This is a genomic window from Leifsonia sp. C5G2 (assembly GCF_013359685.1).
Classification (GTDB): Bacteria; Actinomycetota; Actinomycetes; order Actinomycetales; family Microbacteriaceae; genus Leifsonia.
Window position 1 is genome coordinate 89,180 of record NZ_JABFMV010000006.1, and the last position, 15,692, is coordinate 104,871.

Here is a 15,692-nt window from a genome sequence, read left to right on the forward strand (position 1 = left end):
AACGTTTGCGGGTGCTCGCGCAGGCGCAGATGTTCCGGGCGACCGCAGTCGCGGGAGGCCAGACCAGAGGGGCGGCTCAGGTGAGCGGGATGCGCGCGCCGATCCGGGTCGGGCCGCCGGCGGGGCTGTCGACGACGAGCTCGCCGCGCAGGCCGCGCACCCGCTCCTCCAGTCCCCGCAGGCCGTGGCCGTCGACGGGCGACGCGCCGCCGCGGCCGTTGTCGGTCAGCCAGACGTTCAGCCACGGGGTACCCGCGTCGTCCACACTGCGGTCGAGGAACAGCCGTGCGGACGACGCGCCCGAGTGCTTGGCGAGGTTGGCGGCGAGCTCCGCGAGCACGTAGTACGCGTTGCGCTCGATCTCGGGGCTGAACCGGTCCCCCGGCGGCAGCGACGACTCCACGGTCACCGGGATAGGGCTGCGCGCGGCGAGCGACTCGGCGGCGGCCACGAGACCCCGGTCTTGCAGGATCGGCGGCGCGAACCCGCGGGACAGCGCCCGCAGCTCCTCCAGCGTGTCGCCGGCCTGCTGCCGCGCCTCGGCGAGTAGCGTCGCGGCGGCCTCCGGGTCGTCGGACAGCTTGCGCTCGGCGGCGGCGATGTCCATCTGCAACCGGATGAGGCGCTGCTGCGGGCCGTCGTGCAGGTCGCGCTCCAGGCGTCGCAGCGCCTGGTCCTCCGCGGCGACGGCGGCACCTCGCGATGCAGACAGGTCGGCGACCTCGCGCTGCAGCGCCTCCGAGGGCCAGCGGCCGAGCAGGCCGCGCGCGACGGCCTCGTGGATGACGGTCAGCCCGCGCGTGACGAACGGCAGGGTGACGGCGAAGACGATGCCGAGGAGGAACTCCAGGATGCGGTCGCCGACCACCGGGTCGAACGTCGAGTTCACGCGGAACACCGCATCCACGATCGTGCTCGAGAGGTAGAAGTTACGGTCGCCCTGCGGGATGAACCCCTGCCAGATCCACCCGGTCAGGCCGCCGAGGGCGATGGAGGTCCAGACGATGGTGACGGTCCAGGAGAAGATGCTCACGATCGGGTTGACGATCGCGCCGTGCAGCAGGTACAGCCAGTAGTGGCCGTTCGCGAACGGCGCGACGAGCCCGCGCCAGAACGACACCGGGGCGCCGGGCTTGCGCCACACCGGACGAGGGATGGACGGGCGGCCCGCCCAGTCCAGCCGGGTCAGCTCCACCACGCCGAAACCGCGCGCGGTGTAGAAGGTGGCGACGAGCACGAAGAAGCCGATGTAGATCACGATCGTGCCGACGCCCAGCCAGAACAGCGACAGCAGCACGGACAGGCCGACGATCGCGATCGGCATGGTGAGCAGCAGGAAGCCGAGCTCCCGCGGCACGCCGCGCCACAGCGACCCGTAGCCCGTGCGGGCGGAGGGCGGGGGTGCGGGGGTCACAGCATCCAGCGTGGCAGAAGCGGGGCTAGTGGTCATGGGTCGTGTCCTTTCTCATGCCGCTGCCGCCGTGCGGCGCGGTGGTGTCCTCGGGAACGGTGCCCGCGTGCTCCCCGGGCTTCACGACCACGAACTGGCCCATCATCCCGGCGTCCTCGTGGGCGAGCAGATGGCAGTGGTACATGTAGGGGGCGTTGCGGTCGGTGTAGTCGGAGAACCGCATCAGCAGGCGGAACTCGGTGTGCGGCGGGAGGTAGACGGTGTCCTTCCAGCCGGCCAGTTCGGGAGGCGGCGGGGCGCCGGCGATCGACGCGATCTGGAACTGCACGTCGTGGACGTGGAAGCTGTGCGGAAGGTCCATCGTGTTGGTGACGACCCACTGCTCCAGCGTGTCGACCGTGACGGTCTCGTCGACCCGGCCCGACTCCATCTTGCGGCCGTTGATCTCGTGGCCGTCGAGGCGGAAGATGCGCGTCGTGGCGGCCTCGTCCGGCGACCAGCGCTGCAACGGGGCGAGCACGGCGGGGACGGCGGGGCTCGGTGCAAGGACCGGGGCAGCGCGCAGCTGCAGCACGTCGAGGGTGTCCGAGCCGGCGTTGACCGCCGGCAGCGGGCCCTCGAGGCCCAGGTCGGGCGGGACGGAGCGCAGGACGGCGCGCTCCCCCGGCCGCATCGTCACCACGATCTCCGCGCGCTCCCCCGGAGACAGGCGGATGTGGTCGACCGGCGCGGGCGCCGGTAGCAGGCCGCCGTCGGTCGCCACGAGCTGCACGGTGCGCCGGTCGGCCAGAGCGAAGTCGTAGGTGCGGGCGGCCGAAGCGTTCAGCAGGCGCAGCCGCACCCGCTCGGTCGTCACCTCCAGGTACGGCCCGATCGCGCCGTTGACGACGAGGGTGTCGCCGATGGGGCCGATGAAGCCGGAGGTCTCGTCCGTGAACTGTCCGTCCCCGTCGAACCGCTTATCCTGCACGACGACCGGAACGTCGTCGACGCCGTAGCGGTTCGGCAGGGCGAGAGCGCGCTCCACCGGGTCGTGCACGAGGAACAGGCCCGCCATGCCGAGCTGGACGTGCTGCTCGGTCCGGCCGTGCAGGTGCGGGTGGTACCAGAGCGTCGCCGCGGGCTGGTCGATGCGCCACTGCGGCTCCCACACCTCGCCGGGCGACACCATCTGATGCGGGCCGCCGTCCATCCGGGCCGGGAGGTGCATCCCGTGCCAGTGGACGCTGGTCTCCTCGGTCAGGTGGTTGGTCACACGGACGCGAACCCGGTCGCCGCGGTCGGCGACGAGGGTCGGCCCCAGGTAGGAGCCGTTGAAGCCCCAGGTCGTCGTCTTCCTGCCCGGCAGGAACGCGGTGCTGCCCGCCCGCGCGTCGAGGGAGAACGTCTTGGTGCCGTCGGCGGCGACCTCGGGCTCCGCGAGCGGGGGCACCGGGAGCGCGGTGGCGAAGTCGACCTTCCCCGCGGTGTCGATGCGGCCGGCGCCGACGCCGCTGCAGGCCACGAGGGTCGCCGCGACGGTCACGGCGGTGGCGAGCGACAGGCCGAGAGCGATGACGGAAGCGCGCGGCCGGCGGAGTCGTGAAGTCATGCTTCGAGCCTGGCCGGAGGGGCGCATCCACCCCATCCCGCCGGCCTCCGAACCGGCCCGGGGGTTAACCCCTCCTTACTTAGCGGAGCCTTCGCTTCGTTGCGGAATTCTTCGGGCTCGGTAGCGTTGTGGCAGGCAGACGAAAGGACACCAACCCATGACGGACATCGCCGCAACACAGAGTGTCTCCAACCCGGATGTCGCCGCCGGGGTCGCACAGTTCCTCAGCCCCGTGGTGGTCGACCTGACCGCCATCGTGGTCAACGGCAAGCAGGCGCACTGGCACGTGCGCGGAGCCAACTTCATCGGCGTGCACGAGCTGCTCGACACGATCGTCGACCACGCTCAGGAGTGGGCCGACCTCGCCGCGGAGCGCATCGTCGCCCTCGGCCTCCCGGTGGACGCGCGCCTCGGCACCGTCGCCGCCAAGACGACCACGCCCGAGCTGACCGCCGGCTTCCGCCCCTCCAACGAGACCATCGCCGAGGTCATCGCGCAGCTCGACGCCGCGCTCGCCGGGGTGAACACGGCCGTGCGCGAGCTGGCCGAACTCGACCAGACGTCGCAGGATGTGGCGATCGAGATCGCGCGCGGACTGGACAAGGACCGCTGGTTCCTCTTCGCGCACATCAGCGAGTAGGACCCGCTGCGAAGGGCCGTCCGCGCGAGCGGGCGGCCCTTCGTGCATTGCGGGCGCGGTTGCGGTTCAGGGATCGGGATGCGGGCGTTCGGCTTGTGGAGAGGCGCTGCTGTACACAGTCGGATGGAGCTGTCGGATAGTCCGTCTGGGCCGACTCCTGTCGGAGATTCGGCCGGATCGTGCGCGGATCTCCGACGCAACGCCAAGGCGGGCGGCGCGGTCAGCGCAGGGTGTCGTGCGTGAAGCGGCCGGCGAGGAGGGTGGTGGCGGAGACCGGCATCGTGCGGAGGTCGTCCGGCCCCGCGGCGAGCGGGTCGCGGTCGAGCACCGCGAGGTCGGCCGGCTGACCGGCGGCGACGGACGAACGGACGGACGCGGCGAGGGCCGCCTCGACGGGCAGACGCTGCTCGGGATGCCACGGCTCGCGGCCGTCGCGGGTGCGGCCGACGGCCGAGGCGATCGCGGCCCAGGGGTCGAGTGGCGCGACGGGCGCGTCCGAGCCGAAGGCGAGGCGGGCGCCGCTGCGGTGCAGTTCGGCCAGCGGGAAGGCGCGGCCGGTGCGGCCGGCCCAGAGGCGGTCGGCGACATCCCGGTCGTCCATGGCGTGCTCGGGCTGCACGCTCGCGGTGACACCGAGGCGGGCGAACCGGGGCACGTCGGCGGCGTCGATCAGCTGCGCGTGCTCGATGCGGCCACCGGCGCCGAGGGCCTCGAAGGCGTCGAGCGCGCGGCGGTTCGCCTCGTCGCCGATGGCATGCACCGCGGGCTCCAGGCCGTGCGTGACGGCGAAGCGCATCCGCTCGACGAGCTCCGCCTGCGACAGGTTGGCGACGCCGTGGCCGCCGTCGGGGTACGGGTGCTCGCACAGGGCGGTGCGGGTGTTGAGGGAGCCGTCGGAGATCACCTTGAACGGACCGACCGTGAGCAGGCCGTCGGTGCCGTCGATCGCCGCGCCCGTCCGGAGACCCAGCCCCGCGGCGCGGTCGAGGCCGTCCGCGTAGATGCCGAACTCGACTCGGAGGCCGTCGGCACCGGCCGCCAGGCGGCGCGTCCAGACGTCGAGGTTCCAGCCGTACTCGAGGTCGACGATCCCGACGACGCCCCGCGCGGCGGCGGCCCGAGCGGCGTCGGCCGCCCACCGGTCGAGCGTCGCGTCGTCGGCGGTGGAGAGGCGGCTCGTCACGGCGAAGCTGGCATCCTCCCTCAGCACGGCCTCCGCCGACCCGGGGGCGAACACCCCGGCGGCCGCGGTGTTCAGCCATGAGCAGTGCAGGTCGCCCGCGACGAGCACCACCGGGCGGTCGCCTGCCGCCGCATCCAGCAGCTCGCGCGTCGGCACGTCGAGCCAGAGGGCGTCGTGGAAGCCGAAGCCGACGATGAGGTCGCCGCCGGGCTGCGCGGCGGCGCGCTCCCGGACGAGCGCCGCCGCCTCGGCCGCGGACGCCGCCCGCGAGACGTCCAGGCGCCGGGCGGTCTGCGCCCACTGGGTGAAGTGCACGTGCTGGTCCCAGAGGCCGGGCACCAGCCACCGCCCGTCGAGCGCGACGCGCTCGCCCCCATCCCCCGCCGCACCCGCGGGCACGATCGAGTGTATGCGGCCCTCGGCGAGCAGAACATCCACCGCGCCGTCGCGCCCGGGGAGGCGGCCGCCGGTCAGCAGCAGCGGGGGTGCCGCCGTCATCGGGCGGCGCGGCGGCGGTCGTGCACGAGCTGCATCTCGCGGAGCAGGCCGGCGCTCGCGTACGGACCGTCGCCGCCGAGCTCGGCCATGATCGAGTCGACGATGTGGTCGGGCCGATTCTGGCTCATCTTCTGCTTCGCGACGACGCGCGTGGGCGTGAGCCGCAGTCCGACCGTGCCGGAGACGATGCGCTCGGCGTAGGCGGCGTCCTCCAGCGTTCCGCGCATGCGCCGGGGCGAGGGCAGCTCGTCCTCGAAGTGGTCGACCAGGCGCGCGAGCACGTCGAGGTTCTCCTCGTCGCTCAGCAGCTCGGGCACGCCGGAGAAGTGCGCGGCGACGAAGTTCCAGGTCGGGACGGCCGGCTTCTCGTCGTACCAGCCCGACGAGATGTAGCCGTGCGGACCCTGCACGATCACGAGCAGCTCGTGCTCGCCCAGCTCGTGCAACTGCTCGTCGGGCCGGCCGACATGGCTGAGCAGGCTCAGCTCATCGCGGGTGTCGTCGAGGATCACGGGATAGTGGGATGCCACCAGCCCGGCAGAGGTGCTGCTCACGAACGTGGCCCACGGGTTCTCGCGCACGAGCCGCTTGAGCTCGGCGGGGTCGGTGAGCGTGAAGCTCGGGTTCTGTCGCACGGCTCCTCCTAGGCCTGGTCGACCGGGCACCAGTACAGCTTGCGGCCGCCCAGCTCCTCCATCACGATGTTGGTCCCGCACACGCGGCAGGGCAGGCCCTCGCGCTTGTAGACCCAGTGCCGGTCGTCGCGGCTCGCCATCGCCTTGCGGTACGACTCGTCGTCGAGGTCGTCCATGGTCATCATCTGGCCGGTCTCGACGCCGATCCGCAGCAGGTGCACCCAGTCGCGCCAGAGCGCCCGCACCGTGTCCTCCGGCACCTTCTTGCCGGGCGTGTGCGGATTCTGCCGTGCACGGAACAGCAGCTCGGCGCGGTAGACGTTGCCGATGCCGCTGACGACGCTCTGGTCCATCAGCAGCAGTGCGATCGAGGTGGGCTTGCGCCGCACGATCGAGACGAAGCGTTCCTCCGCCTCCGGCCCGTCGTCGACCTGAGGGTCGGGGCCGAGCTTGGCGATGACCGCATCCACCTGGGCCGGGTCGAGCACCTCGCACGCCGTCGGGCCGCGGAGGTCGGCGACGGCCGTGTCGGTCAGCAGGCGCACGCGCACCTGGCCGATCGGCTCGGGCGGGAACGACGTGATCTCGGCCTCCACCTTCTCCGACTCGGCCATGCGCAGCCGGGTGCGCCGGGGGGCGCCGATGGAGTGGAGGGAGTTCTCGCCCGCCGCATCGAGAATAGGCGAGTCGAGGATCGGGTCGAGGTCGGTGCCGCGCTGGTTCGTCTGCCCCATGCGGCCGTTGGCGCTCGCGATGGTCGGGTCGATGCTGATGTCGCCGGCGAAGTCCCAGGCGCCGTAGAGGCCGAGGTGGACGCGCAGCCACAGCCCGTTGTCGAACTCCAGGAACATCTGCTTGCCGACAGCCTTCGCGTCGGTCATCACGTGACCGTCGATGCGCGTGGCGTCGGCGGCGAACCGGCCCTGCGGCGACGAGACCGCGACCCGGTGGCCGACGAAGTTGACCGAGAACTGCCGGGCGATGCGGTGGACGGAGTGGCCCTCGGGCATCAGTGGTCCACGTTCTTGCCCGCGATGTCGCCGGTGGCCTCGTACTCCGCCAGCTGCGCGATGCGCCGCACGTGACGCTCTTCGAACGAGAACGGCTCGGCGATGAAGGTGTCGATGAAGTTCGTCGCCTCCTCGACCGTGTGCTGGCGGGCACCGATCGCGATGACGTTGGCGTCGTTGTGCTGCCGCGCGAGCACGGCGGTGGACTCGCTCCACACCAGCGCCGCGCGCACGCCCTTCACCTTGTTGGCGGCGATCTGCTCGCCGTTGCCCGAGCCGCCGAAGACGATGCCGAGCGCCTCGACGCCGGCCTGCTGGTCGCGCACCACGGCGGCCGCGGCGTTGATGCAGAAGGCCGGGTAGTCGTCGATCGGGTCGTACTCCGTCGGCCCGTGGTCGATCACCTCGTGACCCGCCGCCGAGAGGTGCTCCTGCAGGTGCGTGCTGAAGTCGAGGCCGGCGTGGTCGGTGGCGATGTGGATGCGCATATCCACAGTTTAGGGACGACCGCCGACCCCGCCCGCGCCGGTGGCTAAGGTGGTTGCCGTGGACACGATCCACGCCGTCCCATGATCGCTCAAGGAGTCAGCGTTGCCCGGAGAAAACCTCACCCGCATCGAAGCACAGGAGCGCGCGTCGCTCGTCCGCACCCACAGCTATGACGTCAGCCTCGATCTGACCACCGGGCCGGAGACCTTCCGCAGCACCACGACCGTGCGGTTCTCGGCGAAGAAAGGGTCGTCGACGTTCATCGACGCGATCACCCGGACGGTGCACTCGGTCACCCTGAACGGCGTGGAGCTCGACCCCGCCGCGGTGAGCGACGGCGTGCGCATCCAGCTCGACGGCCTCGAGGATGAGAACGAGCTGACCGTCGACGCCGACGCGATCTACACCAACACCGGTGAGGGCCTGCACCGCTTCGTCGACCCGGTCGACGGCGAGGTGTACCTGTACAGCCAGTTCGAGGTGCCCGACTCGCGGCGCATGTTCGCCGTCTTCGAGCAGCCCGACCTGAAGGCGCAGTTCACGTTCACCGTCACAGCGCCCGCGCACTGGGCGGTCGTGAGCAACTCCCCCACGCCCGAGCCGACCGACGCCGGCGACGGCAAGAAGGTCTGGGCGTTCGCTCCCACCCCGGTCATCTCCTCGTACATCACCGCGCTGATCGCCGGACCGTACGAGTCCGTCCACAGCGAGCTCACCAGCCGCGACGGCCGGACCATCCCGCTCGGCGTGTACGCGCGCAAGAGCCTGGCCGAATATCTGGACGCCGACTACATCTTCGACAAGACGCGCGAGGGCTTCGCCTTCTACGAGGAGCGCTTCGACTACGCCTACCCGTTCGAGAAGTACGACCAGCTGTTCGTGCCGGAGTTCAACGCGGGCGCGATGGAGAACGCGGGCGCGGTCACCTTCACCGAGACCTACGTCTTCCGGTCGAAGGTCACCGACGCGATCAAGGAGCGCCGGGTCGTCACGATCCTGCACGAGCTGGCCCACATGTGGTTCGGCGACCTGGTCACCATGAAGTGGTGGAACGACCTGTGGCTGAACGAGTCGTTCGCGGAGTACGCGTCCACCCTCGCCACCGCAGAGGCGACCGAGTGGACCGAGGCGTGGACGACGTTCGCCGCTATGGAGAAGAGCTGGGCGTACCGCCAGGACCAGCTGCCCTCGACGCACCCGATCGTCGCCACGATCAACGACCTGGAGGACGTGCAGGTCAACTTCGACGGCATCACGTACGCCAAGGGCGCCTCGGTGCTCAAGCAGCTCGTCGCCTGGGTCGGCCAGGACGACTTCCTCGCCGGTGTCGCGCAGTACTTCAAGAAGCACGCGCACGGCAACACCGAGCTCAAGGACCTGCTGGTCGAGCTGGAGGCCACGAGCGGCCGCGACCTGACCGACTGGTCGAAGAAGTGGCTCGAGACGGCCGGCGTCAACACGCTGCGCCCGGAGCTGTCGGTGGATGCGGACGGAACCATCACGTCGTTCGCGGTGCTGCAGTCCGCGGCGGCCGACCACCCGACCATCCGCCCGCACCGCCTCGCGATCGGCCTCTACAACCTCCGCGAGGGCAAGCTCGTGCGCGACCAGCGGATCGAGCTCGACGTCGACGGCGAGCGCACCGAGGTCGCCGAGCTGGTCGGCACGAAGCGTCCCGACCTGGTGCTGATCAACGACGACGACCTCGCCTACGCCAAGATCCGTCTCGACGAGGCGTCGCTGGCGGTCGCGATCGAGCACCTGTCCGACATCGAGAGCCCGCTCGCCCGCTCCCTGGTCTGGGGCGCCGTCTGGGATGCGACCCGCGACGCCGAGACGAGCGCGAGCGACTACGTGCGCCTGGTGCTGGGCAACATCGCCTCGGAGACCGAGTCGACCACCATCCGCACCACGCTCAACCAGCTCGTGCTCGCTGCGAACGCCTACGTCGCTCCCGAGCGGCAGACGGAGACCGCGCACGCCGCGGCCGACGCGCTGTGGGAGCTCGCCAAGGGCGCGGCGGCGGGCAGCGACGCGCAGTTCCAGTTCGTCAAGTTCTTCGCCGCGCTCGCGTCGACGGACGAGCAGCTGGCCACCATCGCAGGCCTCCGAGACGGCTCGATCGCCCTCGACGGCCTCACGGTCGACACCGACCTGTCGTGGGAGCTCCTCATCGCGCTCGTCGCGGGCGGCGCGGCGGGCACGGCGGAGATCGACGCGGCCCTCGCGGCGGACAACACCGCGAACGGCGGCCAGTTCGCCGCGCAGGCACGCGCGAGCATCCCGACGCTCGAGGGCAAGCAGGCGGCGTGGGACTCGGTGTTCGGCTCCGACAGCCTGCCGAACACGATCGTCCGCTACACCGGGATCGGGTTCCAGCGCGCGAAGGAGAAGAGCGTGCTCGCCGCGTTCGTCGAGCCGTACTTCGCGGCGCTGCAGGGCATCTGGACCTCGCGCACCTACAAGATCGCGGAGTACCTGGTCGAGGGCATGTACCCGGCGCCCCTCGCGAACGAGGAGCTGCGCGACGCGACCCGCGCGTGGCTCGACGCCAACAGCGAGCCGGCGGCGCTCCGCCGCATGGTGGTGGAGAACCTCGCCGGGGTGGAGCGCGCGCTCGCGGCGCAGAAGCGCGACGCCTCCGCCTGAGCGGCAGCACACGACACGCGGGGCCCTGCCGGATGGCGGGCCCCGCGTGCCATGTCCGCCGTCGCCGTCGTCGTACCGCGGGACGATGACGGCGGGGCACCTGCGCCCCTAGTCTCGGAGCATGATCCAACTCGATCACCTCACCAAACGATTCGGTTCCAAGACCGCCGTCGACGACATCACCGTGACCATCCAGCCGGGCAAGGTCACCGGCTTCCTCGGGCCGAACGGGGCGGGCAAGTCGACGACCATGCGCATGATCATGGGGCTCGACCGCCCGACCGCAGGCCGCGCCCTGATCAACGGGAAGCGCTACGCCGAGTTCCGCTCCCCTCTCACCGAGGTGGGAGCGCTGCTCGACGCGAAGGCCGTGCACACCGGCCGCACCGCCTACTCGCACCTGCTGGCGATGGCGGCGACCCACGGCATCCCGAAGGCCCGCGTGCACGAGGTCATCGGCATGACCGGCCTCGACTCGGTCGCGACCAAGCGCGTCGGCGGCTTCTCGCTCGGCATGGGGCAGCGGCTCGGGATCGCCGCGGCCATGCTCGGCGACCCGGCGACCCTCATACTCGACGAGCCGGTCAACGGCCTCGACCCCGAGGGCGTGCTCTGGGTGCGGCAGTTCGCGCGGCACCTGGCAAGCCAGGGCCGGACGGTGTTCCTCTCGTCGCACCTGATGAGCGAGATGGCCCAGACCGCCGACCACATCGTGATCCTCGGCCGCGGTCGCGTCCTCGCCGACGCACCGGTCGACCAGATCCTCGCCGGGGCCACCCGCCACGCGGTGCGCGTCCGCACGCCGCAGCCGGACGAGCTGGGCCGCGCCGTCGCCGGCGCGGACGTCGCCATCACCGGCATCGAGGCCCAGCTGTTCGAGGTCACCGGCCTCACCGCCGCGCAGATCGGGGAGGCGGCGGCACGCAACGGCATCGTGCTGCACGAGCTGACCCCGCTCAGCGCCTCCCTCGAGGACGCCTACCTCGAGCTCACCCAGGACGATGTCGAGTACCGCACGGAGGTCAGCCGATGAGCACCGCCACCGCATCCACCCGCCCGGCTCCCGGGCACCCGCACTCCTCGCTCGGGCGGCTCAGCTTCCCGCGCGTGGTCCGCTCCGAGTGGATCAAGCTGCGCACCCTGCGCTCCACCTTCTGGACCCTGGGCAGCGCCGTCGTCCTCGTCGTCGGCATCGCGACGCTGGTCGCTGCCGCCATCCCGGAGAAGTCCGTGCTGGTCGGCGAGGTCCCCGCCGCACGGCGTGCTGCGATCGAGGCCCAGGCCGCGGAGTTCGGCAACACCGCCGCCACCGCGGGCCTGACGTTCGCGTCGCTGGTCATCGCCGTGCTCGGCGTGCTCGTCATCAGCGGCGAGTTCTCGACCGGGATGATCCGCTCCTCCTTCGCGGCCGTCCCGCGCCGGTTCCCGGTCTTCGCAGCCAAGACGCTGGTGCTGTTCGTCGTGGCGTTCGTCATCGGCCTGATCTCGTCGGCCGCGTCGTGGGCGGTGGCCATCCCGATCCTCAACGGGAAGGGCTACAGCGGCGACCTGATGTCGTCCGACACCCTCTGGGCGATTCTCGGAGCCGCGCTCTACCTCGGGCTCGTCGCCGTGTTCTCGCTCGGCGTCGGCGCCATCCTGAAGTCCACCGCGGGTGGCATCGCCGCCGCGCTCGGCGTGCTGCTCGTGCTGCCGATCATCGCCAGCGTGGTGAGCGGGCTGACCCGCACCGAGTGGCTGGCCGACGCCCAGCGCTACCTGCTGAGCAACGCGGGACAGGGCATCTCGGGCGTCGCCAACGGCGGCCTGGAGCCGTGGGTGAACGTCGTCACGGTGCTGGTCTGGTCGGCGGTCGCCTTCATCGCCGGGGCCCTGCTGCTCCAGCGCAGGGACGCCTGACCGGTCACGTGACCCAGGGCGCCACGACGACGGACACCCCGGGCGGGCTCGAACTTCCGAGACCGCCCGGGGTGATCCGTCGTTTCTTGGCGGCGCATCCCGTCGTCGTGGACGTGACGGTGGCGGCCGTCTACCTGATCCCGTCGCTCCTCGGAGCGATCGTGCTCTCGGCGCGGAACCCCACCCCCCAGGAGATCGCCCACCTGGCGCTCACCCTGGTCGCGGGCATCGCCCTGCTCGGCCGGCGCCACCAGCCGGCCGTGGTCTTCGCCCTCGCCACGGTGCTGCTCGGCGCGAGCGTGTTCCTCGGCCGGGACATGGATGTGGTGCCCACGCTGATCGCGCTGTACGCGCTCGCGGTCTACCGCTCCATCCGCGCAGCCTGGGTCGCTTTCGGCGTGACCGCTGCGGTGACCGTCGTCACCGCGACCGTGGAGACCGTGCTGGTCCAGGTGCGCGCCTTCGCTCCGCTGGACACACCGGCGGCGCATGCGGGCATCCTCGCGCTCTCGTTCTCGGTGGTCGCCGTGCTCATCGGCAGCAACGTCGGCAGCCGCCGCCGGTACCTGGACGCGCTCATCGAGCGCGCCCGCCAGCTCGCGCGCGAGCGCGATCAGCAGGCCGAGATCGCGGCGGCCGCCGAACGCAGCCGGATCGCCCGCGAGATGCACGACATCGTCTCGCACAGTCTGACCGTGATGATCACGCTGGCGGACGGCTCCGCCCGGCTCGTCGATTCTGCCGCCCGATCCGAGGGGGGCGTGGCGCGGGAGGACGACGCCCCCACCCCACTCGACCGCTCGGCCGAGACCATGCGGCTCGTCGCCGAGACCGGCCGCGGCGCGCTCGCCGACATGCGCCGGCTGCTCGGCGTGCTTCGCGACGGAGACGGGGACGCGGCCCGCGAACCGCAGCCCGGCGTCGCCGAGCTCGGCGACCTCGTCGAGACGTTCCGCGCCGCAGGCCTCCCGGTGCGGATCACCGTCTCCGGCACCCCGCCGGACGACGTCGGCCAGCAGCTGACCGTGTACCGCGTGGTGCAGGAGGGGCTCACCAATGTGCTCCGCTACGCATCGACGGCGACCGCCGTGCGCGTCGTCATCGTCTTCCAGCCCGGCAGCGTGATCATCACGGTGGACGACGACGCCGCGCTGCACCCCGAGGCGGCCCAGGGCTCGGGTCGCGGCCTCGTCGGCCTGCGCGAGCGCGTCGGCCTCTACGGCGGGACGCTGGAAGCGGGTCCGAGGCCGGGCGGCGGCTGGCGCGTGCGCACCGTGTTCGACGCGGTGCGCGGGCGGTCCGACGCCGAAGCCGGCACGCCGGCCCCGGCCCGGCCGGCACCCGCGATACCCGACCACACCCTCGAGGAGACCCTGTGACCGACGCCCCCGTCCGCATCCTGCTCGTCGACGACCAGCAGCTGGTGCGTCTCGGCTTCCGGATGGTGCTGGAGGCCGAGCCCGACCTGGTCGTCGTCGGCGAGGCCCGCGACGGCGCCGAGGCCGTGCGGCTGACCTCCGGGCTCAAACCCGACGTCGTGCTGATGGACGTCCGCATGCCCGTGCTCGACGGCATCGAGGCGACCCGGCGGATCGTGGACGCCGACCCGGCCGCACGCATCATCATCCTGACCACGTTCGACCTCGACGAGTACGCCTTCGGCGGCCTGCGTGCGGGCGCCAGCGGCTTCCTGCTGAAGGACGCGCGCCCGGAGGAGCTGACCTCCGCGGTCCGTGCGGTCGCCGCGGGCGACGCCGCCGTCTCCGGCCGGGTCACCCGCGCGATGCTGGAGCTCTTCGCCGACCGGCTTCCCGCGGGCGCGGCGGCTGCACGTGGAGGTGTAGACCCGGCCGCCGCGCTCACCCCGCGCGAGCGCGAGATCCTGCTCGCCATCGGCGAAGGCCTCAGCAATGGCGAGATCGGCGCGCGCTTCTACCTGACGGAGTCGACGGTGAAGACGCACGTCGGCCGCGTGCTGTCGAAGCTGCAGCTTCGCGACCGGGTGCATGCGGTGATCTTCGCGTACGAGAACGGGCTGCTGGAGCGGTGAGTTCAGGGTCCGCCAAGCGGGTCGTCGGTAGGCTCGGTGGGGTATGGAGATTCTGAAAGCGAACTTCTGGACCGACCTCGGCTCGTGGGCCGCCGAGGCCGGGTGGAACATCCTCAGCGCGGCGTGCATCGTCGGCGGCGCCTTCCTGCTCAGCTGGATCCTGCGCGTGGTCATCCGCAAGGTGGTCGCGCGCATCGTCAGCGGCGTCAAGAAGGGGCAGAACGTCTCCGACACGCAGGCGCTGGTCGCCTCGCCCCTGGCGGCGGTGCGGCTGGTGCAGCGCACGCGGACCCTGGGCTCCGTGCTGACGAACATCGTCAACGTGACGATCGGCATCATCGCGATCATCCTCATCCTGAACGTGTTCGCGGCCAACGTGCTCGGCTCCCTCGCCCTGCTCACCGCCGCGATCGGCGCGGGCCTCGGTTTCGGCGCGCAGAACATCGTCAAGGACGTGCTCAACGGGCTGTTCATGGTCATGGAGGACCAGCTCGGGGTCGGCGATGTCGTCGACCTCGGGTCGGCGACCGGCGTCGTGGAGGCGGTCGGCATCCGGGTCACCCAGGTGCGCGATGTGAACGGGACACTGTGGTTCGTGCGCAACGGCGAGATCCTCCGCGTCGGCAACATGTCACAGGGCTGGGCGCGCGTCATCATCGACCTGGCCGTGCCGTACGACACCGACATCGAGGCGGTGCAGGCGAAGATGATGGAGGCCGCCACCGCGCTCGCGACGAGCACGAAGTGGCGCTCGCGCATCCTGGACAAGCCCGAGCTGTGGGGGCTGGAGTCCATCTCGGCCGACGCCATGGTCATCCGCCTGGTGCTCAAGACGCGCACCACCGCGAAGGACGACGTCTCGCGCGAGCTGCGCGTCCGCCTCAAGCAGGCGCTCGACGAACTCGGCGTGAAGCTGCCGTCGCTCTCCGCGGTCGTACTGACCGGCTTCGACAGTGCGGCGAGCGTCGCCGGCGCGAAGCCGCCGCGGACCCGCCCGAGCCAGGTCGTGAACCCCGAGCCCCCGCTCAAGGGCCGCAAGGCGCGCGCGGCGGCCAAGCGGCAGGCGGCCACCCCGGCCGACCCGGGCACGGCGCCGGGCACCTCGCCGGCCACGGCCCCCAAGACCCCCGCGAAGCGGCCGGCCGACCCCGGTGCGATCCGCATCCAGCCCGCCATCGAGAACCGTCCGAAGCCCGAGGGCGCCGGCGACGGGGACGGGACGAAGCCGTGAGCATCCCGGTCGGGCCGCAGCCCAGCTTCTTCGACCAGATCGGCGGTCACGAGACGTTCCAGCGGCTCGTAGACGCCTTCTACGACGGCGTCGCCGCCGATCCCGTGCTGCGGCCGATGTACCCGAAGGAAGACCTCGGGCCCGCGAAGGAGCGGCTGGTGCTGTTCCTGGAGCAGTACTGGGGCGGCCCGACGACGTACAGCGAGCAGCGCGGCCACCCCCGCCTGCGGATGCGGCACAACCCGTTCAAGGTCAACCCGGACGCCCGCGACCGGTGGCTGGCCCACATGCGGGTCGCGGTCGACGGCCTGGGACTTGCGCCGCTGCAGGAGGAGACCCTCTGGAATTACCTGGAGCGGGCCGCGTTCGCTATGGTCAACACATTCGAGGAGTAGCCCTCGCAGCC

Annotated in this window: 14 protein-coding genes; 8 read left to right on the forward strand and 6 right to left on the reverse strand. The window is 71.6% G+C overall.

What is annotated here, in order from left to right:
* Window positions 1–76: 76 nt before the first annotated feature.
* On the reverse strand, window positions 77–1,414 hold the full coding sequence (locus tag HNO83_RS09875) for a sensor histidine kinase (protein ID WP_175337358.1): 1,338 nt from the start codon (window positions 1,412–1,414) through the stop codon (window positions 77–79).
* Between the two features lie 25 nt (window positions 1,415–1,439).
* The gene (locus tag HNO83_RS09880; RefSeq protein ID WP_175337359.1) at window positions 1,440–3,002 is read right to left on the reverse strand and encodes a multicopper oxidase family protein; all 1,563 of its coding nucleotides are present in this window, start codon (window positions 3,000–3,002) and stop codon (window positions 1,440–1,442) included.
* 157 nt (window positions 3,003–3,159) lie between these two features.
* Between HNO83_RS09880 and HNO83_RS09885 the strand changes: the two genes are divergently transcribed.
* On the forward strand, window positions 3,160–3,642 hold the full coding sequence (locus HNO83_RS09885) for a Dps family protein (protein WP_175337360.1): 483 nt from the start codon (window positions 3,160–3,162) through the stop codon (window positions 3,640–3,642).
* A gap of 220 nt (window positions 3,643–3,862) precedes the next feature.
* Here HNO83_RS09885 and HNO83_RS09890 read toward each other — a convergent pair whose 3' ends face one another.
* From HNO83_RS09890 to HNO83_RS09905, 4 genes are read right to left on the reverse strand one after another with little or no spacing between them, the layout of a single operon-like run.
* Window positions 3,863–5,323 carry an amidohydrolase gene (locus HNO83_RS09890; protein ID WP_175337361.1) on the reverse strand — a complete coding sequence of 487 codons (1,461 nt, stop codon included), beginning with the start codon at window positions 5,321–5,323 and terminating at the stop codon, window positions 3,863–3,865.
* On the reverse strand, window positions 5,320–5,958 hold the full coding sequence (locus HNO83_RS09895; RefSeq protein WP_175337362.1) for an FMN-binding negative transcriptional regulator: 639 nt from the start codon (window positions 5,956–5,958) through the stop codon (window positions 5,320–5,322). Before HNO83_RS09895 ends, HNO83_RS09890 begins: the two co-directional genes overlap by 4 nt.
* An 8-nt stretch (window positions 5,959–5,966) precedes the next feature.
* Window positions 5,967–6,968, reverse strand: a complete 1,002-nt coding sequence (locus HNO83_RS09900; RefSeq protein ID WP_175337363.1) for an Fpg/Nei family DNA glycosylase — start codon at window positions 6,966–6,968, stop codon at window positions 5,967–5,969.
* Window positions 6,968–7,456 (reverse strand): ribose-5-phosphate isomerase, encoded by a 489-nt coding sequence (locus HNO83_RS09905; RefSeq protein WP_175337364.1) that lies wholly within the window; start codon window positions 7,454–7,456, stop codon window positions 6,968–6,970. The genes HNO83_RS09900 and HNO83_RS09905 overlap by 1 nt, the downstream gene beginning before the upstream one ends.
* A gap of 103 nt (window positions 7,457–7,559) precedes the next feature.
* Between HNO83_RS09905 and pepN the strand changes: the two genes are divergently transcribed.
* The 7 genes from pepN (at window position 7,560) to HNO83_RS09940 (ending at window position 15,681) form a co-directional block, all read left to right on the forward strand.
* Window positions 7,560–10,106, forward strand: coding sequence for an aminopeptidase N (pepN, locus tag HNO83_RS09910; RefSeq protein ID WP_175337365.1), 2,547 nt, complete (start codon window positions 7,560–7,562; stop codon window positions 10,104–10,106).
* 121 nt (window positions 10,107–10,227) lie between these two features.
* Window positions 10,228–11,139 (forward strand): ATP-binding cassette domain-containing protein, encoded by a 912-nt coding sequence (locus tag HNO83_RS09915; RefSeq protein ID WP_175337366.1) that lies wholly within the window; start codon window positions 10,228–10,230, stop codon window positions 11,137–11,139.
* A complete protein-coding gene (locus HNO83_RS09920; protein ID WP_175337367.1) occupies window positions 11,136–12,005 on the forward strand; it encodes an ABC transporter permease subunit in 870 nt (289 codons plus the stop codon). Before HNO83_RS09915 ends, HNO83_RS09920 begins: the two co-directional genes overlap by 4 nt.
* Before the next feature lie 71 nt (window positions 12,006–12,076).
* On the forward strand, window positions 12,077–13,384 hold the full coding sequence (locus tag HNO83_RS09925) for a sensor histidine kinase (protein ID WP_349627120.1): 1,308 nt from the start codon (window positions 12,077–12,079) through the stop codon (window positions 13,382–13,384).
* Entirely contained in the window at window positions 13,381–14,055 is a 675-nt protein-coding gene (locus HNO83_RS09930) for a response regulator (RefSeq protein WP_175337369.1), read from the forward strand. The genes HNO83_RS09925 and HNO83_RS09930 overlap by 4 nt, the downstream gene beginning before the upstream one ends.
* Before the next feature lie 43 nt (window positions 14,056–14,098).
* A complete protein-coding gene (locus HNO83_RS09935) occupies window positions 14,099–15,286 on the forward strand; it encodes a mechanosensitive ion channel family protein (protein ID WP_175337370.1) in 1,188 nt (395 codons plus the stop codon).
* A complete protein-coding gene (locus HNO83_RS09940) occupies window positions 15,283–15,681 on the forward strand; it encodes a globin (protein WP_175337371.1) in 399 nt (132 codons plus the stop codon). The genes HNO83_RS09935 and HNO83_RS09940 overlap by 4 nt, the downstream gene beginning before the upstream one ends.
* Window positions 15,682–15,692: the final 11 nt, after the last annotated feature.